Here is a 26,048-nt window from a genome sequence, read left to right on the forward strand (position 1 = left end):
TTTTTTGTCATTCCGAGCAAAGCGAAGAATCTCAATTTACTCTATTTTCGGTCCCAGTTCAATAATTTCCAGATCCTTTATCTCCGTATCATCAATTACAAAACGCATCATGGTTCTCATTTTATGCCAGCCTTGTTTTCCGCAGGCTCCCGGGTTGAGGTGAAAAAGCTTATTCTTGTCATCATACATCGCTTTTAAGATATGCGAATGGCCAGAAATAAATAGTTTGGGAGCTTTTTCAGTGATTTCTTTCTTGGCCAAAGGAGTATATTTCCCCGGATAACCACCGATATGAATCATTAAGACTTCAAAATTTTCGCAGAAAAACCTGTTGACCTCAGGAAATTCAGAACGGATTTTTGCATTGTCGATATTGCCATAAACTCCTTTTAAAGGTTTGATTTTTTCAAGCTGTTCAATCACATCCATACTCCCGAAATCCCCGCAATGCCATACTTCATCCGCTTGTCGGGCGTATTCTAAGATTCTGGCATCAATATAAGAATGAGAGTCGGAAAGCAGCAGGATCTTGGTCATTATCTTAATGTTCTTTCTGTAATATTTTCGTCGTATTTCTCTTTAAATATAGCTAATCTGTCCGGATTCAATACTCCATCCTGATTGATCACTCTCTCTTTTAACAACCATTTAATCAGTTTTTCCATTCCTTTTCTGGAATTCATGATGTTGAAAATTTTTGTAAAATCGGAGGACTCTATTTTTATCTTTTCCGTCAGGAAATTCAATACATAATAATCATCGTCAAAATATTTGGAAGTTTCGTTATCCATATACCTGTAAAGAAGAATCTCTTCATCATCGGCCATACTGAAAAATGAATACTGTGCTACATTGATCTTTTCTGCCTTTAAAATTTGTTTTCCGTCTAGTAAAACCCTGTCATCCTTAATAACAACATCCTGAGAAAAATAGGAATGAAGTCCTAAAATAAGTACAAATAAAGTTAATATTTTTCTTGTCATTTTGGGGTTGATTTATCCTTTTTCTGCAAGTTTGATGGCCTTCTGGTAGATTTTTTTAATACTGTTCTTTTCTTCCTTTTCAGAAATATCCTTTAATGTGCTCAATAATCTGCTTTTTAGTTGCTGATTAATAGGGAGAATTTCACTTAAGGCAAATGCTGCGCTCCATCGAACAACAGTGCCTTCGTGTGACGTATTTTCAATAAGCTTTGCAATGGCTTCATCCAAATTGTCTGAGAAATGCCGGGCGGTATTCCCTATTACTTTTGCGCTTTCCCATTTTATTCTTGGAGCTTTTTCCGAAAGGTTTTTCACTATAAATTCAAACAGGTCTTTATCCAATATTTCAGAATTGATTTTCGTGGCAAATTCCAAAGCTTCTATACAGTCTGCTTTCACCGGGTCTTTTGCTGAAGAAACGAAGGTAAGAAGATCGCCTGTAAAAACTTCCCCGTTCAGAATAGCAGGAAAGAGAATTTCTATTTTTTCTTTATTTTTCTTTGTCTTGTCCGAAAATAATCCCCTAAGATCCATAATATTTGAAATTGGGCCAAATATACAGAAATAATAGTTTTAACAATTTCTTATCTTCGCAAAAATCTTACAACAATGAAGCAGAAACTTTCTCTTTTCCTTTTTCTTTTTATCATCGGTATATCAAATGCACAGGTTGAAGAAAAAAAACTGGACGAATTGATTCAAAATACCTTAAAAACATTTGATGTTCCTGGAATGTCCGTTGGAATTGTAAAAGACGGGAAATTAGTCTATTCAAAAGGCTTTGGAGTACGTTCTTTAACCTCCAAACAACCTATGGATAACAATACACTGGTTGGGATTGCCTCCAATTCAAAAGGGTTTACCTGTACTGCCTTGGCTATCTTAGCAGATGAAGGGAAACTGAACTGGGATGATAAAGTTTCCCAATACATTCCTGAATTCCAGATGTATGATCCTTATGTGTCTCAAGAGGTAACGATTAAAGATTTGGTGACCCACAGAGCCGGATTAGGTCTTGGCCAGGGAGATTTGATGTTCTTCCCGGAAGGAGGGAATTTGACACTGAATGATATTGTTCGCAATGTAAGATACCTGAAGCCGGAGAATCCTTTCAGAACAACCCTTGATTATAATAATGTCATGTTTATTGTTGCGGGTGAGGTTATTCATAGGATTTCCGGATTAAGCTGGGCAGAATTTATCGAACAGAGAATTATGAAACCGGTAGGAATGAGTTCAAGCTTCGGAAGCTACAGCAGAGCAAAGGCGGTTACCAACAAAATTGATGCTCATGCTCCGGTAGATGGAAAAGCAGTAGCTGTTCCTCACGACTGGAATGAAACTGCTAATGCTGCAGGAGGAATTATGAGCAATATCAAAGATATGACGGTCTGGGCAGAGTGCTTGTTGAATAATTTCACGACAAAAGACGGTAAGAAACTGGTTTCCGATAAACAGGTTCAGCAGCTTTGGAGCCTACAGATCCCAAGTAATGTTGCTGCCAAAAATCCTTATGATACAGGTTTCTATGGATACGGATTAGGATGGTTCTTAAGTGATGTGAAAGGGCATAAACAGATCCAGCATACAGGAGGATTAATTGGAACTGTAACCCAGTTTACATTAATTCCCGATTTAAAACTAGGTATAGTAGTATTAACGAATCAACAGTCGGGGGCAGCTTTCAATACCATTACCAATACGGTGAAAGATGCTTATTTAGGTGTGGCAGACAGAAACTGGCTTAAAACATACGGAGACAGGATGTCTAAAATGAATGCGGAATTTGAAAAACAAAAGAAAGATGCTTTTGCAAAATCTGAAGCCTTTAAAAAAGAGAAGAACCTGCAACCTAAAGCGGAGCAGTTTATAGGAATATATAACGATATCTGGTTCGGAGATGTAGAGATTTCTCAACAAGGGAATACTTACAGAATCGTATGCAAAAATTCACCAAGACTGAAAGGTGAATTGCTTCCTTTCTCCAACAATAGTTTCATTGTGAAATGGGATGACAGAAGTTATGATGCAGATGCCTACATTATTTTCAGCTATGATGAGAGCGGAAAAGCCCGGTCAGCGAGAATGAAGCCTGTTTCCGATATCACAGATTTCAGTTTTGATTTTGAGGATCTCGATTTGAAAAAGAAATAACAACCCAATCGGTTTTGTTAAAATCGCTAAATAAAAAGCGTCAACACGTGTTGACGCTTTTTATTTAGCGATTAACATCGTAACAATACAGGCTATATTCAGCAAAAGACTTAATGAACTAAGAGAAAGCGGTTCTGATTTATTCTTGACCAGCTTCCATGCATTATAAAAGAATAACCCAATAGTAAGCAAAACCAATGGGATAGTAATCATTTCAGCAATAACATTAATCACCTGGATTTGATCCAATGAAACGGAATAATAAACTAAAAATAAGATATAAAGCAGGCAAAATCCGCTTGCTATAAAAATGAACATATTCGTTTTATTCTTCATGTGAATTTTATTTTCAGGGAGAGACTAAGTTACACTTATTTCAATAATTTTATGTCCTTTTCCACATGAGCAAGTTCAGAATTTAAATGCCTGCTTTCAAAAAATTTTCTTAATTCTACTAGACGTTTTTGATTGTCGTATTTCAGGCTTGAATTCAATTTCAACTGACAAAGAGAGCATGCTCTTGCGAGATGAAAATCGGTTTCAGAAAGTGAATTGGTCCCGTTCATCAGGCAATTGGCGTTCAGGCAATGACTAATCCCAAACATATGGCCAATTTCATGAGAACTGATTTTAATGAGCCTTTCGAGACTCTTATTAAAGTTGAAATCGGTTAAATAGCCATCGGAAAATCTATACATGGAAGTTACCCCAACGCCATCCTGATAGGAAGCCAATCCGAAAACAAAATTCCATTCAGGTCTTGGAAACAAATCTTTTTCCGTAATGCCCATCAATACAACAGCATCTTTAGGCTTTCTTTGAATTAAAATACTATCAAGAACATATCCTGCTAATATTTGTTCATTCATTTCTTTTGTGCGTCTTACTGATTTTGGAAAAACAGAATTGGATAAAACCGGCAAAATCTTAGCGTCCAGCTGAAAATAGATGCTGAGATATTCTTTGGTGAGCTTGATCTGCTCTTTTTGTAACTCATTGAAATCACCTATAGGCTGGAGATAAATAGTCTTTTTATCAGATTGTGGCTTTATCTTTTTTGATCTCTGGAAATCCCTGAACGTCTGAAAATTTTCTTTATGGGAATACCTCCAGTCTCCTACACGGGCTTTTGCAAGTTTAATATCATTAAATTGGATCGTATCAAAATAGTTTAATTCTCTTTTCTGACATGCTAAAAGAAATAGAAAAATGAAGAAGTGAAAACATGTGCAACTAACGTTAAATTTTACCCGGCTCATAAAAGAACAGCAGTTTCTTTTGGGCTCCTTCAAATTCTGCCCATGAATTGCATTCTATCTCAAATCCCGCAACTCCACAGGTTGGGAAATGGAAGATGTCATTCGAAATAGAATTGGCAAAATTGGAAATTCCGTTGTTATGTGAAAAGAAAGCCACCGAATCATGGGAATCATCCAGATCATAAATTACGGAATGAAAATTGTTCTCCGATGGGTTATAAAGTTTCTCATCCGTTCCAATGTTGAGCTGATAAGCCTGATTGAAAATTTTACATGTATTCAGCGCACGTACGGCAGGACTAGAGACCAGATAATCTATAGAAATATTATTGCTTTTCATAAATCTGGACATGTTCATGGCTTCTTCCAACCCCTTGTCTGCCAAAGGTCTGTCGAAGTCATCAGTCTCTTCCGGCCAGTCGCTCTTTGCATGCCTTACAAGGATGAGTTTCTTCATATTTTCGTTTTTTTGGAAGATTAAAATTATAAAAAAAATAATGGAATAAAACATGATTTATAAAAAAAACTACGTTATGAATAAAATCATTAAAATTTATTAAATTTGCAAACCTATGGGACAAATCCTTGCAATAGACTATGGAAAGGCACGTTGTGGTATTGCTGCAACAGATGACATGCAGATTATTGCAAGTGGCCTGGATACGGTGGATACAAAATTGATACTGGAATTTTTAAAGAAATATTTCAGCATACATAATGTAGAAGAGATCGTTGTAGGGCTTCCTGTAGATTTGAAGGGAAATATTTCGGAAGTGGAAACCGATATTCTGAAATTCATTGAAGAGTTTGAAAAAGAATTTCCAGACATTCCTGTTCACCGATTCGACGAAAGATTTACATCCAGGATGGCTTCGTTTTTTATATCCCAAAGCGGGAAAAATAAAAAACAGAGACAGGAAAAAGGATTAATAGATAAAGTAAGTGCAACCATTATATTGCAGAATTTTTTAGAACAAAGAACAACATGATTTTACCAATAAGAGCCTTTGGGGACCCTGTTTTGAGAAAAGTAGCCAAGGATATCGATAAAGATTATCCGGAGCTGCAGGAACTCATCGATAATATGTTTGAGACGATGTACAGCGCCAATGGCATAGGTTTGGCTGCTCCTCAGATCGGACTGGATATTCGACTGTTTGTAGTAGATGTATCTCCTTTGGCGGAAGATGAGGATTATGATGATATTAAGGATGAATTAGCAGAATTCAAAAAAGTTTTCATCAACGCCCAAATTCTTGAAGAATCCGGTGAAGAATGGAAATTTAATGAAGGGTGTCTTTCTATTCCTGATGTAAGAGAAGACGTAAAAAGAAAAAGTACGATTGTGATCGAATATTATGATGAAAATTTTGTGAAGCATACAGAAACTTTTTCCGATATTAGAGCCCGCGTAATTCAACATGAATATGATCACATTGAAGGAATCTTATTTACCGATCATCTGAGTGCTTTAAAAAAGAAGCTCGTGAAAGGAAAATTGAGTAAAATCTCTCAGGGTGATGTAAGCATTAATTACAAAATGAGATTTCCAAAATAATTGTAAAATAATAAGAAGTAAAAAATAATATAAAAGCAAACGCATTGCTGATTGCTGAAATTTTAAAAATAAAATTATGCTGTTAGAAAAAATAATTTCAATCTCTGGAAAGCCAGGACTTTACAAATTAGTTTCTCAATTAAGAAGCGGATTCATTATTGAAGATGTTACAACCAAGAAAAAAGTGAGTATAGGAAACTCCAGCCAGGTGAGTTTACTGGACAATATCGCAATGTTTACCTTTGATAAAGAAGTTCCTTTGTTTGAAGTTTTTGAAAATATTGCCAAAAACCACGATTATAAGGAAACCATTTCTCATAAGTCTTCTGATGCGGATTTAAAAGAATTCATGACGGCTTCTCTTCCTAATTATGACACGGAAAGAGTATATGCATCAGACATCAAGAAGCTGGCACAATGGTATAATATCCTTCAAAAAGCAGGATATATTACTCCTGAAAGCTTTGTAAAAGCTGAGCCTGAAACGTTGGATCCTGCTCAGGAAGAAGTGGAAGTAACTGAAAAAGCAGCTCCTAAAAAAGCAGCTCCAAAAGCTGAAAAACCTGCAGCTCCGAAAGTAAAAGCCACTTCTGCTGCAAAATCAGCTCCTAAAAGTACACACAGAAAACAGGGATAATCAATTACCCGAACTAAAAAATAAAAGCCTTGTTGAGAGTTTTCTTAACAAGGTTTTTCATTTTTTACACGTAAATTTGTGGGATTGAATTCCCATTACCTATGAATACCAAACAGGAAAAACTAGAAGCTTTCGGAAGGCTATTGGATATTATGGATGATCTGCGTGAAAAATGTCCGTGGGATCAGAAACAAACCTTACAGTCGCTTCGCCATTTAACGCTTGAAGAGACTTATGAACTTTCAGATGCTATTTTGCAGGAAGATCTGCAGGAGATCAAAAAGGAGTTGGGCGATGTATTGCTTCACTTGGTTTTCTATGCTAAGATTGGTTCGGAAAAGGAAAGTTTTGATATTGCTGATGTGATCAATTCTTTAAATGAAAAGCTGATTTTTCGTCACCCTCATATTTACGGTGACACCAAGGTGAAAGATGAAGAGGAAGTAAAGCAGAATTGGGAAAAGCTAAAATTAAAGGAGGGGAATGCATCTATTCTAGGAGGTGTTCCGAAAAGTCTTCCAAGCCTTGTAAAAGCTTATAGAATCCAGGATAAGGTAAAAGGGATCGGTTTTGAATTTCATGATGCGGAAGATGCCTGGAAAAAAGTAGATGAGGAAATCAAAGAATTCCATGATGAAACCGATCCTCATAAAAAAGAACAGGAATTGGGTGATGTCTTCTTTTCCTTGATCAATTATGCAAGAATTTCGGGAATCAATCCGGATTCCGCGTTGGAAAGAACCAATTTGAAATTCATTTCAAGATTCCAGAAAATGGAAAAGCTGGCTTTGGAAAGAAATTTGCTGCTGGAAAATATGTCTTTGGAGGAAATGGATGAACTTTGGGAAGAGGCTAAAATTTTAAATAAGAACTAATGAAAATGTATATATTCTGTGCGATAACTTCGCTTTTGTTTACGGGCTGCAATCCGAAATCTCAACATGAACAGGTTAAAAATGATACTTTACAAATAGATTTTTCATTGCCCTCAAAACTAAAAGAAGTTTCGGGAATCACTTTATCCGGTGATAAAAAGACAGCTTGGGCTATTGAAGATCAGGGAAATAAAAATATCATCTATGGCGTAGACCAAAAAGGGAATCTTATAGCCGAAGTTTTAGTAGAAAATGCTGACAATACAGATTGGGAAGATATTACTGCTGATCCGAAGGGAAATATGTATATCGGGGATTTTGGGAATAATGATAATAACAGACAGGATCTGTCTATTGTGAAAGTTGATCTTAAAGATACAACCCAGAAAACAACGAAAGCAATCCAAACCACAAAATTCCATTATGAAGGGCAGACTGAATTTCCGCCTAAAAAATCAAACTGGCTATATGATTGTGAGGCTTTTGTAGAAATGGATGGGAACTTCTATCTTTTCACAAAGAACAGAAGCAAAGGTTTTGACGGAACCTTCCTGGTTTTCCAGGTTCCCAATAAAGAAGGTGATTTCGAAGCGAAACTGATCGGAAAGCTGAAGCTGTCTGGAAAATATAGTGATGCAGCCATTACATCTGCTGCAATCAACAGTACAAAAGATAAAATTGTATTGCTAACGCATAAGAATATTCACGTTCTTTCAGGATTTACTCCAAATGATTTTAATGGATCAAAGATTCAGAAAATGTCTTTACAACATAATTCTCAAAAAGAAGCCATTGTTTTCCTGGATGATAAAACGTTGCTGATTGCTGATGAGTCGGATAAAAAAACGGGTGGGAACGTGTATAAGTTTTCGTTCTAATTTTTATTAATCCAAATGTAAAAACGGTCGCACTGTCATTCTGACGAAGGAAGAATCTCAACAAAACAAAGAGATTCTTCACTTCATTGCATTACGTTCGGAATGACAAAGCGAGATGATCCTGCTCATTGGCAAACGATATTAAAAATCTGTTTGGAAATAGAAGAATATTAAAAAGTCATTCCCACACCTCCGGAAATTCTTCCACCATCTGATCCGTGGAAATAATTCAGCCTCGCAGAAAACATTTCCACAATGCTCATCCAGAATCCACCTCCTACGGATTGATGCCATTTTTTAGAATTTTCATGGTCATTCCATACACGTCCGATATCATAGCCTACCAGAATACCCATATTCACCGGGACAATATTATTTCTTACCCTTCCGAAGTCCCAACGGATCTCAGAGTTGTTGGTAAAGTAAGATCTTCCGGAGAACCTGTCATTTCTGAAAGCTCTCATTCCATTATTTCCCCCGATACTTGCAGCCTGGTAAAATTCGAAATTATTGTTGTTGATCCACATGACGTTACTGGAGTTGGCAAAGACGAAGTTTCCTCTTTTATCAATTCTGTGATCAATAGATAATGTTCCGTTTAAGGTAATAAAATTTTTGTCAAAATTAGAAAGATTGGTTTTCCAGTCAGCATTCAGGACCAATTCCATTCCTAAAGTCGGAAAAGCATTATTGTCCAGGTTTTTAAAGCTGAATGTATAATTGGCCCCTCCAAATTGCTGATCATTGAACACCTCAGGATTCACATCAGGCGAAATATCTACAAAACGGTCTCCTTTTCTCTGTACTTTATTGTTTTCAAATGTAAGCTGGAATTGATGCTGTAGATTCAGCCAGCTTTTTTTAGAAATAGAAGGTGCAAAATTGAATTTTGAAATTCTGGCCCTGTTATATTCTCTTTCCACTTCATCCTCATTATATTCGCTTTCGTTGGACAAGCCGAAGAAATTTTCTGCAAAACGTGGAGTAGAGTAGGAAGCAGCCAGATTAAAATCCCATCCGGAAATTGCTTTTTTAAAGATTCCTCTATAAGCCAGATTAAATCCACCGGTTGCGGTATATAAATTAGCTCTTAAGCTATGTTTCTGAGTAAAAGGATCACGGATGAAATTGTTTACGGTATAATTGACCAGTGCTCCTATAATCACCCCATCATCAGGATTATAATCTGCGTTAGGATAACCAGCCATGAAACTATATTTCGGATGTTTATAATTGTAGGTGTTCACATCATAATCATCAGAAATATGCTTTGTTGTTGAATGGGTATTGTAAGTGTTTTTTTGAGATTTAAAATCATAAATTTTCACCTTTCTACCATCAGCAACGTTATATACATCATGGTTATACCCTCCGACTAATCGGATATTCATCTTAGGTTTTCCATCTCCTGCAACCTCATATATATCATCATCTTCCAGCCCGTAAATCCAAAGCTCTTTGGTTTTGCTGTCATCATACATTTTTTCAAATACCAATTCAGGGTTTTCCTTGTTTTTGTCTAATTGATACTGTTTTACTTCAACAGAATTTCCGGTTTTGGTGATCACGAATTTATCAGGATTTACGGTTCCTGCCAACGGAACTTTTTCCTGCAGTACATCATAATACTTGGAAGCATAACCCTGCAATTTGGTCTTTCTGATCTTCAGTTTCCTTTGGATATCTGAAATCGTTGCATCCTGAACTTCTTTAGGCAAATTGCTGAAAGCTTCATCGATATCTTTATCCGTTAAATGTTCCTGGATATATTTTGCCTGAGCAATCCACTCTTCCTGAGTAGCGCCTTTCAAAAATATAAGATCCAATGGGTAAGGCTCCATATTCAGCCATTTCACATTTTTTATGTCCTCTTTAAAAGTTTTCATGTGACGGATGGCCGGAATATTCATAATAATCTTGAAGGCAGCACCGTCATATCTACTGAAAGCCTGATCCCTGTCCCTTGGAATAGGTTTATAAACCACTTTATCTCCGATTTTATATTCCGCCCATTTCCACTGGTCAGAATGTCTGTCCCAGTCTCCGATCAGCATATCAAAAACTCTTGCTCTTATGTAAGATTCTTTGTCAACAGAGTACTTGCTGTTTTTTGTGAAGTTTTTCAGCACATCATCCGTAGAGACAATATCTTTTGCATTATCCAAAGCCTGTAACGTCTTAGGATCTGAAGAAAAACGTTCTTCAATCATATACATTTCATCACCATAAGTCTGGTTATATTCCCCTAAAGCCTGTTGCTTAGGAATGTAGTATAATTTAGGATTGCTATGGAAAATACCCACTTTATCAGCCATATTTCCTACAGAAAACGGGGTGAAAGGGTGGTTGGTCGTATAAAAATCCAGCAAGAATTTTTCCGGGAAAGTATTATTCAGCTCATTACCGAAAGTGCTTTTCTTGAAAGCCATATTATTCAGGAAACGGACTGCACTTTTTTTAACTCCCCTCATCACAAACTCCTGTCCGTCCTGCGACATCAGTCTTAAACTATTCGATTGATTTCCACCTCCCTCTCTGAAAGGAGTATATCCTCCGTTCAGTTCAGCAATATTGGCTGTTGGAGCTTCGATTGGGATTCCGTAGTATTTTCTATAATGTTCTCCCCAAAGCCATCTGTACCATCCACTTTTTTCCGTTAATTTTTTTGGATAAATGGTTGAAGTAGCCATAGCAGGAAATGAATTCGGATAGTTATTGATGAAAGGTTTCGGTTTTTCAATTACATTGATATGTGCCAGTTTTTGAAACCTGTTATTCTTCGTTGAAAAATATTCTACATCCGCACTTTGGTCTTTCCGGATATTTAAAACGGCAAATCCGCTTCCACCATAAGAAAAGTCAGTGGACTCGGCAATAGTTGCAGGATCAGTTTTGGAACCGGCACCGCTTATGATCTGTCTGATATTTCTTTGTTTGTGATACTGCAAATTATGGTCATGACCGGACACAAAAATGACATTTTCCTTATCCTGTACAATACTTTTCAGCCTGTTGGCCAAATCTGCATAATGCTGATTATTGATGTCTTCAAGACTTGCCCCGGAAGCACTTCTGAAAATATTGATCAGGCTGGCTACCACAGGAACAGGTACTTTGCCTTTAAGAGCAGCAAGGTGAGACTTTGCAGAGGTGTATCCTGCGTGTGTGCCACTGCTGATTACAGGGTGATGCAGGGCAACAATAATTTTTTTGTCCTGGTTTTTATTGATCAGGTCTTTAAATTCAACAAAAAGGTCTTCACGGGTTTTGATATGGCAGTTCTTATTGATTCCCGGATATTGATCCCAGTTGATCAAGGCCCATTCTGTATCAATAACAATAAGTTTGATATCATCTGCAAGGTTTACATCATCAATCGGGCAGGAATTTTTAGGAAGAAATGCTTTTTTATCATTTAAATAGACTTTAACAAAGTCTTCCTGGGCTTTTAATCCATCCAATCCGTGGTACCAGTCATGATTTCCAGGAATGACTAATGTTTTTCCCTTGAAATTTTTGGTGATGGCCAGTTGATGTTCCATTTTTTCTTTAGCCAATGGATATTCTTTATCCGTTTCTTTCGGCATTCCCAAAGGATAAATATTATCTCCTAAGAAAATAAGCATTGAATTTTTATCGGCAGAATCGAGTTTACTCTTTAAAAAGTTCAATGTATGCTGTGCCTGAACTTCATCTGCATTTCCCGCATCACCAATAAGGAAAATTTTAAAGTCTTTCTCCGATCTGATATCAGAATTTTCAACTTCCTGCAAGTTTTTTCCTTTTTTTACGTTATAGGTAGCACAGGAAACTAAAAGTACTGATAACAGTAAGAATCTAAATGGAGTAGAGAACTTTTTTAGATGTGTTATAAAGGATAAATTCATACATTTACATTAACAAAAATTCAGTAATGGATATTCTACACAAAGCTAAAGATTATGTTGAAACCTTATTCAAAGATAAGTTATCTTCTGTATATTTTTACCATAATTTTATCCATACAACATATACCGTAAATAAAGCGGAGGAAATCTTGAAAAATACACCTGTTCCGGCTGAAGACCGGGAAAAGGTTTTGCTGGCTTTATGGTTTCATGACACAGGCTATATTGAGTGTGCCCAAAATCATGAAGAAAAAGGAATTGAAATTTTGAAAAATTTTCTTCAAAACGAAAATTACCCGGAAAATTATATCAATGATGTTTCTCAATTGATTCTGGCCACTAAAATTGATCGAGAACCTGTAAATCTGCTGGAGAAAATTGTAAAGGATGCGGATTGCAGCCATTTTGCAAGCCATGACTATAATGATATTTCAGATGCTTTACGAAAAGAATGGGAACTTACCAACGTGAAATGCTATTCGAATGATGAATGGAACGCCGGGAATCTGGAAATGTTGAAAAACAAGCATCATTATTATACCGATTACGCCAAAGAAAACTGGGAACCTTTAAAAAAGAAAAATATCAAAAAAATAGAAAAAAAATTGGAGAAAGAAGAAGAGAAGAAAGAAAGCTCAGAAAACAAAAAAGATTCGAAATCCGACAGAAGTGTCGATACTTTGTTCAGAGTTACTCTCAATAATCATACAAGATTGAGTGATATTGCGGACAGTAAGGCCAATATTTTGCTTTCGGTGAATGCGATTATCATTTCGGTTTGTCTTTCTGTTCTGGTTCCAAAGTTGGATACTCCAAAAAATGCACATCTTATTCTTCCAAGCTTTATTTTGTTATTATCAAGTGTATTGACGATCATTTTTGCGATATTATCTACAAAGCCCAATGTTACCAAAACAAGATTTACCAATCAGGATGTATCCAACAGGAAAGTGAACTTATTATTCTTTGGGAATTTTCATCAGATGCTGTTTGATGATTATAATAATGCCATGAGAGATCTGATCAAAGACAGGGATTATATTTATGATTCCATGGTAAAAGATTTATATTTTTTGGGGAAAGTTTTGGACAGGAAATACAGGCTTTTGTCTTTAACCTATAAGATTTTTATGGCGGGAATCATTATCTCTGTGCTGTCATTCGGGTACGCTTTTCTTTCGCTTTAATCTCAAAATCCGGTAAAAATGATTGTAAGACAGCGTACCAACTGGTTGAAAATGCTATTTATATGGAGAGGTTCCGTGCTTAAGAAAATAGTGACTCAGCTTATCATCATTACGTTGTTTTCTCTGGCCATATACTATTTCAAAGGGAAAATTTTCGATTATAAGGTACACCTTAATCCCACTATTTTTACATTAATTGGGCTGGCCTTGGCTATCTTCATGGGGTTTTGTAATTCTGCGAACTATGACCGCTATTGGGAGGGAAGAAAGTTATGGGGATTGCTTGTGATTGAGGCCCGTTCTTTAACAAGGCAGATATTATCACTTGTTGATGATAGCTCTCCTGAAGCAAAAGAAGAAAAGCAAAAAATCGTCAAGCTCATATCCGCATTTTGTTGGTCTTTGAACTATCAGCTAAGGGAAAAGCCCGGAACGGAACATATTGCCCATTTGCTAAGTCAAAAGCAGCTTGAAGAGTTGAAAAATAAGAAATTTATCCCGAATATTATTTTAGGATTTATTGCCGATTGGCTGAAAGAACAAAGTACAAAAGGGAATATCGATACAATTGTTTTAACTTCTATGGATCACCACCTCAACCAGTTCTCAAATATTCTGGGAGGCTGTGAGAGAATCCATAATACACCATTGCCTTTTGCTTACAGTATTTTATTACACCGCACCGTTTATTTTTACTGTTTCTGGCTGCCTTTCGGGTTGGTGGATACTTTGGGCTGGATGATGCCTTTAATCGTGCTTTTGATCAGCTATACTTTTATTGCCCTGGATGCTATTATTCAGGAGATCGGTGAACCATTCGGAGAAGAGGAAAACGATCTTGCACTGAATACCATTTGCAGAACTATTGAGTTCTCTATTTTTGAACAGGCCGGGATTCCTCAAAAGGAAATGGAAAAAATGGATTCTTATTTTATTGACTAATCCTGAACCAAAGAAACTCTCAAAGCCAGTAATCCCGTAATTCCCTGAAGGTCCTCCACTCTTAAAAACTCAATATCAGCCTGAAGAATATTCTTTTTCTGAAGCTTGGAAATATATTCGAGGTATTCTTTCTGGTTTTCCATCCCGAAATAAACAATGGTGATTTTTCCCGGGCAGGTTATCCTTTCTGAAGAATCTTTTACATGGGCTTTATCCAGCCTCTTTTTGATGATTTCATAGTAAGAATTATAGGCACCGTCAATATCAAAACGCTTTTCATCCATACGGAAACGGATATCCAGCTTTTCATTGTATACAAAGATTAATGAAGCGATATCCAATGGGATGGGCAAATCTTTTTTAAAGCTTTGAAACTCCTTTTCCATTGTACAGATGGTTTTCAGTTGCCAGTATCTTAATTTATGAACAACTTTTGACGTGTAATGCTGATCCGGGGCAATATTGCTTCCGATAAATAAATTATGCTCCACACCATCAGATTTAAACCTTTCATAATAATGCGGAAAAATCTCCTGAGCTTTAACTTGGCTTTCATCTAGCATATCTGCCAGTTTTCGATTTACCAGCGTGATAGAATCGTCCAAGCTTTTTCTATGGATGTAGAACAGATCGGTTTGAGCGAAGATCTGCGAAAAGTATTCCTTGATTTTTGCTTTTATCTCTTTTGAAGATTTTACCTCTAATTTCCCCTGTAAATAAGGATGAATTTCGTCCCGAAGTAACCGTTGGAGACGTTGTTCCGTATCCGCTTTGATCTCATTATTCAGTTCGTTTTCAAAAACATCTAATGCCAATAAGTATTTTTCAGAATCAGAATTGATCAGGGAGAAAATATCATGGAGAAAATCAATTTGCTGATTAAGGTCTTCCAACATGAGGTTAAAGCGTTTTTCCGAAGAAGAACGTATATCTGAAAATCCAAAGAGCGGAGTAAGGTTTTTAAATGAAATTTGCTTTAGAGTATACATTTTTTTAGCCAGGGAAGCATTAAAATATTTCTCAGCTTCATTTCTGAACTTCCATACCACACTGTCATGGATTGTTGTGTATTCCCGTTGGATAATAGCTTCGATCTGGCTGTTCCTTTCAAAAGTGAACCTGGAAAGTGAGAAGATAATAATATCTGAAAAGAACTCCAGTTTTTTCAACTTTAAACCATTAAAACTATTGGCAATGGAAGAAGTAAACTCCATGACAGCCAACAATTCATTATCTTTCATGATAGGGATCACCATGAAACTCTTAATATTATTATCGCTAAGAATATTAAAAGATGCTAGCTTCTTAATATCCTCATCCATGTTGTCTACATTGGAAACAACGATGGGCTTGGAATTATAATTGAGATTGTTAAAAGCTTCCTTTTGGGTTTCTTCATCAAAGGAATTGATCCAGAAATCCAGCAGGTGATTGGTGAAAAAATTATCATAGATCGGGATTTTTTCCAGCTTATTATCCTTGCTGTTGAAAAGCATCAATCCAAAATTCAGTTCGGCAACATCAAAATAAGATTTGAAAATTTCTTTCAGGTTTTCATCCGGGACCAGATTTTCAGGATCAATTTTGATCATGCTTGATTTCAGGTCAGACAAAGCAACCTCCGAAGTACAATCTACGAGGGAAATAATCGTGAAACCACTCAATACCCATGTTTTAGAAGGGAAATATTTTTTCCAGAGTTTGATGTCATCCAGATTTTCCAAAAGCATATCCAATATCTCATCGGAAGGTATTTTTGCCTTTTCCGTAGGATAGATTTCCGTGAAATCTGAATTTACCGTTATTTTATAATGTTTCATAATCCCTTGTTTATTCGGGATATCATAATAAAAGGGAAGGGAGGTTTTGATATCTTTTTTAAAATACGACTGTAAGATCAGGCAGCAGCAGAACACATAAAACTCATCATCATCTATATTTCTGAGTTCTATTTCAAAGTCCTTTCCGGCGTCTTTAAGAATATTTTTAAACCTTTCCGTATAATTGAAGGTAATATTGGAAAGAGGAATACTGGCCGCTTTGATTTCGTTCATCGTTAGCCCGGTGGGAAAAAGATCTGCCAACAAAAGTTTGATGAGGTCTTCATGCTTTTCCAACAGAGTGATATCCTGGAAGCCGTTTTTGATCTCCTGAAAATTTTTGGTTCTGTCAATAAGAGATTCAGCATAGTTCACCCGATATTCAAGGCGATCGTTATAACGGATATGCTCAAGAACATCCAAATATTTTTTGAATGAAATGTAAACCTGGAATGGAGCGTCTTTTTTGTAAAGATTGGCCAAAGCTGAAATTTAAAGTAAAGTTATAAAAAAAGCACAACTTTAAGGTTGTGCTTTTATTTTTATGCTGAGATTTTTATAATCCGAACTGTCTTGCAAACAAATCAGGGAAAATACCTAGCAGAATAATGGAAGCAATAACAAACACTGCTACAATATTGTACGTAAGCGTTACTTTCTCTGAAGATCTGAATGAACTTTCTTTAAAGAAAAACATTGCGATGATTAGTCTCAAATAATAAGCAATGGAAACTGCGGAACCTAAAACTGCTATCAGCACCAAGAATGCTGCTCCGTTCATCGCTTGTGAGAATAATGCAAATTTACCCATAAACCCTGCTGTTAACGGGACTCCAGCCATTGAAAGCATAGAGATGGCCGCTGTTGTAGCCAATAAAGGTTCTGTTTTTGCCAATCCTTTGAAAGCTCCAAAAGAAGTTTCTCTTTTTAATTTTTCTACATAAATCAGACACATGAAAACACCCACTGTTGATAATGAGTAAGCGAATAGGTAGAAGGCAAGGTTATAAGTTGAGAGGCTTGTTATTCCGAAGAACACCAAACCGATGTACCCTGCGTGAGAAACGGATGAGTACGCCAACATTCTTTTTGCATTTGTTTGAGCAAGCCCCATAACGTTTGCCAAAAGTAATGTGATGATTAAGAATACTCCGAAAACATTAATCCATTCTGCTGTAACACCTCCGAACCCTATGGTCATTAATCTGAATAAAGCGAAAAATCCTGAGATTTTTACCACACTTGCCATAAAAGCAGTAATCAGTGAAGGTGATCCGTAATATACATCAGGACTCCACATGTGGAAAGGTGCCAATGCAACTTTGAAGGCCAATGCACAAAGAATCAATAAAACGCCTAAAATCATCATTACGTTGTTAGGATTGGCCATTCCGAAATCATGGATTTTATATAAATCAAAACTTCCTACACTTCCGTAAATAAATGCAATTCCGAACAATAAGAAACCGGTGGCGAATGCACCCATTAAGAAATATTTAATGGAAGCTTCGTTGGATCTCAAATCTGTTTTATTAGCTCCCGCCATTACATATAACGGAATAGAAAGGATTTCAACTCCTAAGAAAAGAGTTACCAAATTCTGGAATCCGAAAAGAATAATCCCACCACACAAGGCAAAAAGCATTAATGCATATAATTCTGACTGGTGACTTCTATGGTTGCTGAATGCAAAACCTCCCAAAAAGAATAATAATAATGTCGTTACAATTGATATTTTAGTGAATAACGCAGTATTTGCGGTGTACTCATACATATGCCTGTACTGTTCGAAGAACGCACATTCCGGCATGAAGCTTACACATAATGCGATGATTAATCCCAAAATCCCAATATATCTTGCGAATTTCCCTTGTTCAAAAACTCCTGAAAATAACGCAACAACTGCTGTTAGGAAAACAATAATTAAAACACTCATTTCTTAAAATATCAAATTAGCTTACCATTGATTGGTAGATAAACTTTAACGAACTACTCACCATTTCTATGACCGGTTGAGGAAAAATCCCCAGCAGGATCACAAAAACTGCTAAACTTGCCAAAACGGAAAATTCTACTCCTGATAAATCTTTTGCTGTACTTAGAACAGCTTCATCTCCTTCCCCAAACATAGCTTTTCCGTAAAATCTCAATAAATAAACAGCACAAAGAATTACCGTAAGACCTGCAATTATTGCTGCCAATCCATTAAAACTGTATACTGATTTCAATAAGATGAATTCTCCGATGAACCCGTTGGTTAAAGGAACACCCATTGAACCTAATATAATGATCAGGAATAACACCGCGAATTTAGGAGCTACTTTAGCCAAGCCTCCCATTTGTCTGATGTCTCTTGATTTAAATCTTTTATATAAAATATCACAACAGTAGAAAAGACCTACCACGTTGATTCCGTGAGCAAAAGTTTGTACTAAAGCCCCTTCCGCACCTTCAATAGTGAAAGTTCCCCTTAAAGTTACCACTGCAGAAGCAAAGATTCCTGCCACCATTAATCCTACGTGAGAAAAAGAGGAATACGCAATGATTCTTTTCATATCAAACTGGATAATAGCAATTAATGCTCCGTGAACAATTCCTACAATGGCAAGGATAATTACGATCTGCCCTGAAATTCCGGCAATCGGAACCGGGGTAATCGGTAATAGGTAACGCATTACTCCATACACTGCCATTTTCAGCATGATCCCTGATAAAAGCATGGATCCCTGAGTAGGAGAGTAGGTATAGGTATCGGGCTGCCAGGTATGGAAAGGGAATACCGGTAATTTCACTGCAAATGCAAAGAAAATGAACCAGAATACCACTGTCTGCTGTGTTTCATTAAGCTGAGCATTGTATAAATCTGTCAGAGCAAATGATGCTGAGTGATTGTACACATAGATCAATCCTGCTAACATGAATAATGATCCCACGAATGTATATACGAAGAATTTCGTGGTGAATTCCAACCTTTTATTTTCCTGCCCCCAAAGTCCGGCGATAAACCATATCGGAATCAGAGTCACTTCCCAGAAAATGTAGAACAGTAATCCGTCAAGCGAAGTGAAAACTCCTACCAATCCGAATTGCATCAGCAAGATCAAACCGTAGAAAGAATTTCTATAGCTCACATTTTCATTGAAAGAAGATAAGATGATGATCGGCGTTAAAATATTGGTCAGCAATAAAAGCAGCATACTCATTCCATCGATTCCGAAATGAAGGGTGCTTTTAATAAATTGTGACCATGGATAGGTGATCTCATATTGCAGCTTACTGTCTACAGTAGGACCAAAATTGAAATCCGATACTGCATAGAAAGTAAGTAGCATTTGTATCAATGCAATTCCTAGCGCCAAATGTTTGCTGGATTTATTATTCCAGGCAAAAGTTAATCCCGAACCTACAAGAGGTAAAAGTAATAATGTTAATAGTATATAAGACATTATTATTGTAATAAAAAGTTAACAATTAATATAATTCCCACTGCCAATGACATGATAAGAATGTAATTCTCTACATTTCCGTTCTGAAGCCTCTTCATAGATCTTCCGCTGTCTTCAGCGCCTTCTCCCACGAAGTCTACAAAACGGTCTAAGATACCCTTATCAAACATCTTTCCTCCGCGTCCTAATCCTTCAACAGTTTTTACAATTAATGCATTGTAAAGTTCGTCAATATATAGTTTTTTAGCAGAAAGCTTTTCCCATCCGGTATAGTTTTCTTCTGCAAGAGCCATCTTTTTCTTATTCACATACGTGTTTTTAACGATGAACCATACCGAGAAGAACATGATTACGGTAGCTCCTAAAAGAATCATTTCCGTATTGAATTCTACACCCGAAAGGGTAGTTTCCATTTGTTTGAAACTTTCTTCTGTAAGAACAGGCTTCAGCCATTCCATTAATTTTGCGTAATGTCCGTGACCGATGAAGTGAGGAAGGTTAATGAACCCCCCGATTACAGAGAGAATGGCCAATACGATCAAGGGTAGCGTCATATTGAGCGGGCTCTCATGTAAGTGATGTTTTTGTTCCTCAGTACCTCTGAATTCTCCATGGAAGGTCAGATAATACAGTCTGAACATATAGGTTGCCGTAACTGCCGCCAAGATAAACAGAATCACCCAGTAAACAGGGTTTTTAGCAAAAGCAGCTACTAAAATTTCGTCTTTGGAAATCATCCCTGAAAGTAAAGGAAATCCTGAAATCGCTAATGTCCCGATAAGGAAAGTAGCATGAGTAATCGGAATAACTTTTTTAAGTCCTCCCATGAAACGCATATCCTGTTCGTTGCTCATAGCATGGATTACAGAACCAGCTCCCAGGAATAATAAAGCTTTAAAGAAAGCGTGTGTCATTACGTGGAACATTGCTGTTGTATACGCTCCTAACCCTAAAGCAATGAACATAAATCCAAGCTGTGAAACGGTAGAGTAGGCCAATACTTTTTTGATGTCGTTCTGACGAAGCGCATAGAATCCTGCTAAAGCTGCAGTAAGGAACCCGATGAATAAAATGCCTCCCTGAACAGTAGGTGCTAAAGTAAATAAGAAGTTTGATCTTACTACTAAATAAATACCTGCCGTTACCATCGTTGCCGCGTGGATTAACGCAGAAACGGGAGTCGGACCGGCCATCGCATCCGGTAACCATGTATATAAAGGAACCTGAGCAGATTTACCGGTTGCACCGATAAATAAACTCGCCGTAATGAAGATAATGACAGTTCCGTCCAATTCAAATTTTGAAGCATTCTGTGCTACAGAAAGGTAGTCTAAAGCGTTGGTCTGAGAAGCGATCATGAAGATACCGATCAGTAACGCAAGGTCACCGATTCTGTTCATGATGAAAGCTTTTCTTGCCGCTTTACCATATTCTTCGTTGGTATACCAGAATCCGATCAGTAAATAAGAACAAAGTCCTACACCTTCCCATCCGATGAACAGGATAAGGTAATTGCTTCCCATTACCAAAAGTAACATGGAGAAGATAAATAGATTCAGATAAGTAAAAAACTTATAGAAACCTTTATCGTGGCTCATATATCCGATAGAGTACAGGTGGATCAAAGAACCGATCCCTGTAATGATCATAATCATCATTAATGAAAGCTGATCGATCTGGAATCCGAAATTGATCTGAACCCCGTTTACTCTGAACCATTCAAAAGCTTTTACGATTACCGGCTGGCTTTCTGAATCGAAATCCATGAAAAGGCTGACAGAGATACAGAAAGAAGCAAAAACAACTAATGTTCCTAAAACCCCAACTACTATTTTTGGAAGACTTTTCCCGAATAAACCGTTAATAAGAAACCCTAAAAGTGGTAAAAGTATTATTGCATACACTAAATTTTCCATTCCTTATCCTCTTAATTTATTAAATATACTTACATCTACAGAACGGGTATTTCTATATAGCATAGCAATAATTGCCAGACCAACGGCTACCTCCGCAGCAGCTACCACCATAATGAAGAAAACCAAAAGTTGTCCGTCACCATTTCCTTTATACGCTGAAAAAGCAGCCAATAAAAGGTTTACGGAATTAAGCATAAGCTCTACACAACCTAAAATCACAATAGCATTTTTTCTCAACAATACTCCCAATACTCCCAGACAGAATAATACTGACGAAAGAATAATGAAATATTCCAAAGGGATGCTTTGTATGAATGTATTTACTTCTCCCATAATTTATAAATCTTTTTTACCGATTAATACCGCACCTACAATACCTGCCAAAATAAGGATGGATGCAAGTTCAAACGGTAAAACATATTCATTAAACAAAAGTCTTCCCAGATTTTTAGTAAGACCCACTCCTCTGTCTACATTATCCAGAACAACATGCTTGTCTTTCACTCCTCTGAAAACACCTAAAACACCTGTTAATAAAAGACCGGCTGTAAAAACTCCAACAAATTTTAAAGTATTGTTCTTCTTACTTTCGTCTTCTTTATTAAGGTTAAGCATCATCAAGATGTAAAGGAATAATACCATGATAGCTCCGGCGTAAACGATAATCTGAATGATTGCCAAAAACTGGGCATTCAAAAGAATGTACATGCCTGCAATAGAGAACATGGTAACAATTAATGACAAAATAGCATATAAAGGATTTCTTGCAAATACGAAGTATACTGCACTTGCCACTGCTAAAAACGCCACCAAGAAAAATAAAAACTGATCCATTATTTTACCGCATTTCTTTGTTTCTCGGATTGTCTTGTCGTGATGTCAATCCTTTCATTTATTTTTTCAACTAATTTATCTTTCCCATAGATAAAAGAACCTCTGTTGGTTTCCACATCCACCAATCTGTCTGTTAAATAGATAGCAGATTTTGGACAGGCTTCCTCACACATACCGCAGAAAATACATCTTAACATATTGATTTCATATACGGATGCGTATTTTTCTTCTCTGTAAAGGTGTTTTTCTTCCTTGGTTCTTTCCGCAGCAGTCATTGTAATAGCTTCTGCCGGACATGCAACAGCACAAAGTCCGCAAGCTGTACATCTTTCTCTGCCTTCCTCATCTCTTTTCAAAACGTGTTGGCCTCTCCAGATAGTCGTTCTCGGCTTTTGTACTTCCGGATACGAATATACCGCAGGAGCACCTTTTATCACGGTTCTTACAGCATGCTTTAAAGTAATCCCCATTCCTTTGAAGATCGCAGGTAAGTAGATTTTTTCAGCAAGGGTCATTTCTTTATTGGAAACAACTTTTGATCTGTTGGTAAGTTTCATTTTTTATTATATTAAATGTTAGAAGATGGAAACCGGGAGATGGAAATCATCAGGACCATGTCACATCAACTCATTTTTCAAATTTCAATTATTTTAATTTCCGAATGCTAAAATTACAGCTCCGGTAATAATCAGGTTTACTAATGCCATTGGAATCAATGTTTTCCATCCCAAGTGCATCAACTGATCATATCTGAATCTCGGAAGCGTCCATCTGATCCACATAAAGATCAGAATTCCGATAACGGTTTTAGTTAAAAATGCCACGATACTTAAGATTCCCGCAGTATTTTCTCCCCAGTTCTGAGTTACCCATTCAATTCCCGGATAATTGTACCCTCCGAAGAAAAGAACCACCATGAAAGCGTTGGAAATAAACATGTTCACATATTCCCCGAACATATATAATCCTAATTTCATAGATGAATATTCTGTAGAATATCCTGTTACCAATTCAGATTCACACTCAGGTAAATCGAAAGGGTGTCTATTGGTTTCAGCCAAAGCAGCAACGAAGAAAACAAGGAATGCAATTGGCTGGTATAAAATATTCCAGTTCATCCCGTCAAGAGCAAAAAGCCCCCATATTTTTCCTGTTGTCTGGCTAGCCGTAATTTCTTTTAAATCTAAACTTCCTGTCATCATGATGATAGAAAGCAAAGCTAATCCCATAGCCAATTCATAGGAGATCATCTGAGAAGAGGCACGGATAGCACCTAATAAAGAATATTTATTGTTCGATGCCCAACCTCCGATCATAATTCCGTAAACTCCAATAGAAGCCATTCCAATGATGAAAAGAACTCCTACATCAATGTTGGCAACCTGAAGATCAAAAGAAGTACCTGCAATATTTAAACTTTTACCCCAAGGGATAACAGCTCCTGTGATCAATGAAATAAACATAACCAGGGCTGGTCCTAATACGAAAAGAAATTTTTCTGCATTGGCAGGTGTAAAATCTTCTTTAAAGAAAAACTTTCCACCATCTGCAAGAGGTTGCAGTAATCCGAAAGGGCCTGCTCTGTTGGGACCAATTCTATCCTGCATGATAGATGCCACTTTTCTTTCCGCCCAGGTAGAGTAGGCTGCTATCGTTAATGATAACAGGAAAAGTGCCAGTACAAGTATAAGTTTAAATGTTAGTAAATCCATTCTGAATTTTAGATTTTAGATTTTAGATTATAGATTCAAGTCATTTAAAATCTATAATTTAAAATTTATAATTTGTTACAATTGTTCGTCTTTTTCGCTAATTTCTTTGGCCATCGGATTATCCAATACCCTTAGTTCATCTTTAGGCTTTTCGTAATGGTTCAAGGAAATTACCGAATGCCTGTCGATATGTCTAGGACCTTCAATATTCCAGAATTTTAATTCTTTTCTGTGGAAGCGGCATGTATCACAGATAAATTCTTCCACTTCTCCCCATTGGTCTTTTCTTGCCGTAACTCTTACAATTTCATCACCTTTCATCCAAAGAACAGCTTTTCCGGAACACTTATCACATTTGCATGTTGCATTCATAGGGTTGGTGAACCAAACTCTGCTTGCAAAACGGGCTGTTCTGTCCGTTAATGCTCCTACCGGGCAAACATCAATAATGTTCCCGATGAAGTCATTATCCAAAGCTTTGTTCAAATACGTTGAAATTTCAGCATGGTCTCCTCTGAAAAGAATTCCGTGCTCTCTGGTGTCTGTTAGCTGATTTGCCGTAAGAACGCATCTTGCACACAGAATACAACGGTTCATATTCAATTTGATGTTCGGCCCCAGGTCATCGGCATCGTATGTATTTCTTTCGAACTCAGTTCTTGTATTTTCAACACCATGCTCATATCCTAGATCCTGAAGATGACATTCACCGGCCTGATCACAGATAGGGCAGTCTAACGGGTGGTTAACCAATAAAAACTCGGTAACGGCTTTTCTTCCTTCCTGAGCTTTTTCAGAAGTAAGGTTTTTTACTTCCATACCATCCATTACATTGGTTCTGCAGCTTGCAACCAATTTCGGCATAGGACGGGGATCTGCTTCAGACCCTTTAGAAACTTCCACAAGGCAAGTTCTGCATCTCCCTCCACTGGTTTCCAATTTGCTGTAGTAGCACATTGCAGGAGGTACAGATTTCCCACCGATTTGTCTTGCGGCTTCCAAAATAGAAGTACCCGGCAAAACTTCAGTAGTCTGTCCGTCTATAGTTATTTTGAATTTTTTAACCTCTTCGCTCATATTCTATGCTTTTCGCTTATGTTTATCAGACACTAAGCTCTATTTTAATTATGCTTTTTCGTATTAAATGTATATCCAATCCCAAATACCAGTTCACAAAAGGCAAAATCCTGAGTTGCTTTATCAACTTTTACATTTTCCAGGGTTGTTCTCACACTTGGTAAATTGATATACCCGTATTTTAAATCAGCCTTTGCAACAAAATGGTTCCATAATACCACGTTGATGCCAGTTCTTGCATCCAGGCCAAATCCCGCCAAATGGAAATGATCACTTTCTTCTTTTCCCATTAATGTGGCATCGGTTTTAGGTATTAAAACCCCTGCTCCCAATCCATAGGTCCAAAATACATCAAATTTATTTTTATTAAGAATCTGTTTGTATTTCTGAACACCAAGATTAAGATAATTTAAACCGTTGGTATGCTCATATTTCAAAAATTTTGCATCTGAAAGATCAACTTTTCCATTATTTACCATGGCTGCATATTTCGGATCATTGATATACCCTTCAAATTCAACAGTCTGGTCCTGATCCATTACATATTTCATGTGATCCAACCCCAAAGTAATTCCTACATTATCTTTTACAAAATAGGTAATATGATAATTTACCTGCGGAATAAAAATTTCTGTAGGATCGATATAATGGCTGAAATTTTTTATAGAGGACGGCCTGTCATGTGCAGACACATTTTTCAGGGTAAAGTTATAATCCTGACCATAAAAATGGATGTCAGAATCAGAGAACCAACCCCTGTTCCATCCCCAAAATATCATTACTGAACCTTTTTTGAACGCTTCTCTTTGAGCTTTCACGCTCATAGTCACTGTTAGCAATAACAGCAACAATAATCTATTTTTCAATTGTTTTTTCTTTGTAT

The 26,048-nt window shown here is 36.8% G+C and carries 25 protein-coding genes; 8 read left to right on the forward strand and 17 right to left on the reverse strand.

Going from position 1 to position 26,048, the window contains the following annotated elements:
* Window positions 1-36 precede the first annotated feature (36 nt).
* Genes BCF58_RS16625 through BCF58_RS16635 form a run of 3 tightly spaced genes read right to left on the reverse strand, consistent with a single transcriptional unit; the run spans window position 37 to window position 1,517 of the window.
* Window positions 37-537 carry a metallophosphoesterase family protein gene (locus tag BCF58_RS16625; RefSeq protein WP_121462967.1) on the reverse strand — a complete coding sequence of 167 codons (501 nt, stop codon included), beginning with the start codon at window positions 535-537 and terminating at the stop codon, window positions 37-39.
* Window positions 537-983, reverse strand: a complete 447-nt coding sequence (locus tag BCF58_RS16630) for a hypothetical protein (RefSeq protein WP_121462968.1) — start codon at window positions 981-983, stop codon at window positions 537-539. The genes BCF58_RS16625 and BCF58_RS16630 overlap by 1 nt, the downstream gene beginning before the upstream one ends.
* Before the next feature lie 12 nt (window positions 984-995).
* Window positions 996-1,517, reverse strand: a complete 522-nt coding sequence (locus BCF58_RS16635; protein WP_121462969.1) for a HEAT repeat domain-containing protein — start codon at window positions 1,515-1,517, stop codon at window positions 996-998.
* Between the two features lie 75 nt (window positions 1,518-1,592).
* Between BCF58_RS16635 and BCF58_RS16640 the strand changes: the two genes are divergently transcribed.
* Window positions 1,593-3,137: a serine hydrolase gene (locus tag BCF58_RS16640; RefSeq protein ID WP_121462970.1), complete on the forward strand. Its 1,545-nt coding sequence runs from the start codon at window positions 1,593-1,595 to the stop codon at window positions 3,135-3,137.
* A gap of 60 nt (window positions 3,138-3,197) precedes the next feature.
* On the opposite strand, the gene BCF58_RS16645 is transcribed toward BCF58_RS16640, so the two are convergent.
* The 3 genes from BCF58_RS16645 to BCF58_RS16655 are packed head-to-tail and all read right to left on the reverse strand — an operon-like array spanning window position 3,198 to window position 4,853.
* Window positions 3,198-3,473, reverse strand: a complete 276-nt coding sequence (locus BCF58_RS16645; protein ID WP_121462971.1) for a hypothetical protein — start codon at window positions 3,471-3,473, stop codon at window positions 3,198-3,200.
* Between the two features lie 35 nt (window positions 3,474-3,508).
* Window positions 3,509-4,396 (reverse strand): archaemetzincin, encoded by an 888-nt coding sequence (locus BCF58_RS16650; RefSeq protein ID WP_121462972.1) that lies wholly within the window; start codon window positions 4,394-4,396, stop codon window positions 3,509-3,511.
* Entirely contained in the window at window positions 4,377-4,853 is a 477-nt protein-coding gene (locus BCF58_RS16655) for a SixA phosphatase family protein (protein WP_121463063.1), read from the reverse strand. The genes BCF58_RS16650 and BCF58_RS16655 overlap by 20 nt, the downstream gene beginning before the upstream one ends.
* 115 nt (window positions 4,854-4,968) lie before the next feature.
* Between BCF58_RS16655 and ruvX the strand changes: the two genes are divergently transcribed.
* The 5 genes from ruvX to BCF58_RS16680 all read left to right on the forward strand — a co-directional run bounded on the left by ruvX (window position 4,969) and on the right by BCF58_RS16680 (window position 8,344).
* A complete protein-coding gene (gene ruvX, locus BCF58_RS16660; RefSeq protein ID WP_121462973.1) occupies window positions 4,969-5,385 on the forward strand; it encodes a Holliday junction resolvase RuvX in 417 nt (138 codons plus the stop codon).
* Window positions 5,382-5,954 carry a peptide deformylase gene (gene def, locus BCF58_RS16665; protein WP_121462974.1) on the forward strand — a complete coding sequence of 191 codons (573 nt, stop codon included), beginning with the start codon at window positions 5,382-5,384 and terminating at the stop codon, window positions 5,952-5,954. The genes ruvX and def overlap by 4 nt, the downstream gene beginning before the upstream one ends.
* A gap of 76 nt (window positions 5,955-6,030) precedes the next feature.
* Window positions 6,031-6,591 (forward strand): DUF5606 family protein, encoded by a 561-nt coding sequence (locus BCF58_RS16670; RefSeq protein ID WP_121462975.1) that lies wholly within the window; start codon window positions 6,031-6,033, stop codon window positions 6,589-6,591.
* Window positions 6,592-6,692: 101 nt separating this feature from the next.
* Window positions 6,693-7,466, forward strand: a complete 774-nt coding sequence (mazG, locus tag BCF58_RS16675; RefSeq protein WP_121462976.1) for a nucleoside triphosphate pyrophosphohydrolase — start codon at window positions 6,693-6,695, stop codon at window positions 7,464-7,466.
* A complete protein-coding gene (locus BCF58_RS16680; protein ID WP_228434826.1) occupies window positions 7,466-8,344 on the forward strand; it encodes a hypothetical protein in 879 nt (292 codons plus the stop codon). The genes mazG and BCF58_RS16680 overlap by 1 nt, the downstream gene beginning before the upstream one ends.
* A gap of 170 nt (window positions 8,345-8,514) precedes the next feature.
* On the opposite strand, the gene BCF58_RS16685 is transcribed toward BCF58_RS16680, so the two are convergent.
* Window positions 8,515-12,231 (reverse strand): metallophosphoesterase, encoded by a 3,717-nt coding sequence (locus BCF58_RS16685; protein WP_121462977.1) that lies wholly within the window; start codon window positions 12,229-12,231, stop codon window positions 8,515-8,517.
* 26 nt (window positions 12,232-12,257) lie between these two features.
* Between BCF58_RS16685 and BCF58_RS16690 the strand changes: the two genes are divergently transcribed.
* Together BCF58_RS16690 and BCF58_RS16695 are read left to right on the forward strand one after the other, a co-directional pair.
* The gene (locus BCF58_RS16690) at window positions 12,258-13,418 is read left to right on the forward strand and encodes a Pycsar system effector family protein (RefSeq protein WP_121462978.1); all 1,161 of its coding nucleotides are present in this window, start codon (window positions 12,258-12,260) and stop codon (window positions 13,416-13,418) included.
* An 18-nt stretch (window positions 13,419-13,436) separates the two neighbouring features.
* A complete protein-coding gene (locus BCF58_RS16695) occupies window positions 13,437-14,360 on the forward strand; it encodes a bestrophin family protein (RefSeq protein WP_121462979.1) in 924 nt (307 codons plus the stop codon).
* Here BCF58_RS16695 and BCF58_RS16700 read toward each other — a convergent pair.
* From BCF58_RS16700 to BCF58_RS16740, 10 genes are all read right to left on the reverse strand, one after another.
* Window positions 14,357-16,663, reverse strand: coding sequence for a GAF domain-containing protein (locus tag BCF58_RS16700; RefSeq protein WP_121462980.1), 2,307 nt, complete (start codon window positions 16,661-16,663; stop codon window positions 14,357-14,359). The genes BCF58_RS16695 and BCF58_RS16700 overlap by 4 nt on opposite strands.
* A 73-nt stretch (window positions 16,664-16,736) precedes the next feature.
* Window positions 16,737-18,116 (reverse strand): NADH-quinone oxidoreductase subunit N, encoded by a 1,380-nt coding sequence (locus BCF58_RS16705; RefSeq protein ID WP_121462981.1) that lies wholly within the window; start codon window positions 18,114-18,116, stop codon window positions 16,737-16,739.
* A gap of 16 nt (window positions 18,117-18,132) precedes the next feature.
* On the reverse strand, window positions 18,133-19,617 hold the full coding sequence (locus tag BCF58_RS16710; protein WP_121463065.1) for a complex I subunit 4 family protein: 1,485 nt from the start codon (window positions 19,615-19,617) through the stop codon (window positions 18,133-18,135).
* A gap of 11 nt (window positions 19,618-19,628) precedes the next feature.
* Entirely contained in the window at window positions 19,629-21,542 is a 1,914-nt protein-coding gene (nuoL, locus tag BCF58_RS16715) for an NADH-quinone oxidoreductase subunit L (RefSeq protein ID WP_121462982.1), read from the reverse strand.
* A gap of 3 nt (window positions 21,543-21,545) precedes the next feature.
* Window positions 21,546-21,875, reverse strand: coding sequence for an NADH-quinone oxidoreductase subunit NuoK (gene nuoK / locus BCF58_RS17540; protein WP_184191816.1), 330 nt, complete (start codon window positions 21,873-21,875; stop codon window positions 21,546-21,548).
* A gap of 3 nt (window positions 21,876-21,878) precedes the next feature.
* A complete protein-coding gene (locus BCF58_RS17545; RefSeq protein ID WP_185144855.1) occupies window positions 21,879-22,376 on the reverse strand; it encodes an NADH-quinone oxidoreductase subunit J family protein in 498 nt (165 codons plus the stop codon).
* Window positions 22,376-22,933 carry a NuoI/complex I 23 kDa subunit family protein gene (locus BCF58_RS16725; RefSeq protein WP_121462983.1) on the reverse strand — a complete coding sequence of 186 codons (558 nt, stop codon included), beginning with the start codon at window positions 22,931-22,933 and terminating at the stop codon, window positions 22,376-22,378. The genes BCF58_RS17545 and BCF58_RS16725 overlap by 1 nt, the downstream gene beginning before the upstream one ends.
* 93 nt (window positions 22,934-23,026) lie before the next feature.
* The gene (gene nuoH, locus BCF58_RS16730; RefSeq protein ID WP_121462984.1) at window positions 23,027-24,088 is read right to left on the reverse strand and encodes an NADH-quinone oxidoreductase subunit NuoH; all 1,062 of its coding nucleotides are present in this window, start codon (window positions 24,086-24,088) and stop codon (window positions 23,027-23,029) included.
* Window positions 24,089-24,163: 75 nt separating this feature from the next.
* On the reverse strand, window positions 24,164-25,165 hold the full coding sequence (locus tag BCF58_RS16735) for a 2Fe-2S iron-sulfur cluster-binding protein (protein WP_121462985.1): 1,002 nt from the start codon (window positions 25,163-25,165) through the stop codon (window positions 24,164-24,166).
* Window positions 25,166-25,209: 44 nt separating this feature from the next.
* Window positions 25,210-25,989 carry a hypothetical protein gene (locus tag BCF58_RS16740; protein WP_121462986.1) on the reverse strand — a complete coding sequence of 260 codons (780 nt, stop codon included), beginning with the start codon at window positions 25,987-25,989 and terminating at the stop codon, window positions 25,210-25,212.
* Window positions 25,990-26,048: the final 59 nt, after the last annotated feature.

The organism is Chryseobacterium defluvii (genome assembly GCF_003634775.1).
Taxonomy (GTDB): domain Bacteria; phylum Bacteroidota; class Bacteroidia; order Flavobacteriales; family Weeksellaceae; genus Chryseobacterium; species Chryseobacterium defluvii.

Excerpts from the sequence above, each read along its gene's own strand:
- BCF58_RS16625 (WP_121462967.1), bottom strand. The coding sequence starts at position 537 with ATGACCAAGATCCTGCTGCTTTCCGACTCTCATTCTTATATTGATGCC.
- BCF58_RS16630 (WP_121462968.1), bottom strand. The coding sequence starts at position 983 with ATGACAAGAAAAATATTAACTTTATTTGTACTTATTTTAGGACTTCAT.
- BCF58_RS16635 (WP_121462969.1), bottom strand. The coding sequence starts at position 1,517 with ATGGATCTTAGGGGATTATTTTCGGACAAGACAAAGAAAAATAAAGAA.
- BCF58_RS16640 (WP_121462970.1), top strand. The coding sequence starts at position 1,593 with ATGAAGCAGAAACTTTCTCTTTTCCTTTTTCTTTTTATCATCGGTATA.
- BCF58_RS16645 (WP_121462971.1), bottom strand. The coding sequence starts at position 3,473 with ATGAAGAATAAAACGAATATGTTCATTTTTATAGCAAGCGGATTTTGC.
- BCF58_RS16650 (WP_121462972.1), bottom strand. The coding sequence starts at position 4,396 with ATGAGCCGGGTAAAATTTAACGTTAGTTGCACATGTTTTCACTTCTTC.
- BCF58_RS16655 (WP_121463063.1), bottom strand. The coding sequence starts at position 4,853 with ATGAAGAAACTCATCCTTGTAAGGCATGCAAAGAGCGACTGGCCGGAA.
- ruvX (WP_121462973.1), top strand. The coding sequence starts at position 4,969 with ATGGGACAAATCCTTGCAATAGACTATGGAAAGGCACGTTGTGGTATT.
- def (WP_121462974.1), top strand. The coding sequence starts at position 5,382 with ATGATTTTACCAATAAGAGCCTTTGGGGACCCTGTTTTGAGAAAAGTA.
- BCF58_RS16670 (WP_121462975.1), top strand. The coding sequence starts at position 6,031 with ATGCTGTTAGAAAAAATAATTTCAATCTCTGGAAAGCCAGGACTTTAC.
- mazG (WP_121462976.1), top strand. The coding sequence starts at position 6,693 with ATGAATACCAAACAGGAAAAACTAGAAGCTTTCGGAAGGCTATTGGAT.
- BCF58_RS16680 (WP_228434826.1), top strand. The coding sequence starts at position 7,466 with ATGAAAATGTATATATTCTGTGCGATAACTTCGCTTTTGTTTACGGGC.
- BCF58_RS16685 (WP_121462977.1), bottom strand. The coding sequence starts at position 12,231 with ATGAATTTATCCTTTATAACACATCTAAAAAAGTTCTCTACTCCATTT.
- BCF58_RS16690 (WP_121462978.1), top strand. The coding sequence starts at position 12,258 with ATGGATATTCTACACAAAGCTAAAGATTATGTTGAAACCTTATTCAAA.
- BCF58_RS16695 (WP_121462979.1), top strand. The coding sequence starts at position 13,437 with ATGATTGTAAGACAGCGTACCAACTGGTTGAAAATGCTATTTATATGG.
- BCF58_RS16705 (WP_121462981.1), bottom strand. The coding sequence starts at position 18,116 with ATGAGTGTTTTAATTATTGTTTTCCTAACAGCAGTTGTTGCGTTATTT.
- nuoL (WP_121462982.1), bottom strand. The coding sequence starts at position 21,542 with ATGGAAAATTTAGTGTATGCAATAATACTTTTACCACTTTTAGGGTTT.
- nuoK (WP_184191816.1), bottom strand. The coding sequence starts at position 21,875 with ATGGGAGAAGTAAATACATTCATACAAAGCATCCCTTTGGAATATTTC.
- BCF58_RS17545 (WP_185144855.1), bottom strand. The coding sequence starts at position 22,376 with ATGGATCAGTTTTTATTTTTCTTGGTGGCGTTTTTAGCAGTGGCAAGT.
- BCF58_RS16725 (WP_121462983.1), bottom strand. The coding sequence starts at position 22,933 with ATGAAACTTACCAACAGATCAAAAGTTGTTTCCAATAAAGAAATGACC.
- nuoH (WP_121462984.1), bottom strand. The coding sequence starts at position 24,088 with ATGGATTTACTAACATTTAAACTTATACTTGTACTGGCACTTTTCCTG.
- BCF58_RS16735 (WP_121462985.1), bottom strand. The coding sequence starts at position 25,165 with ATGAGCGAAGAGGTTAAAAAATTCAAAATAACTATAGACGGACAGACT.
- BCF58_RS16740 (WP_121462986.1), bottom strand. The coding sequence starts at position 25,989 with ATGAGCGTGAAAGCTCAAAGAGAAGCGTTCAAAAAAGGTTCAGTAATG.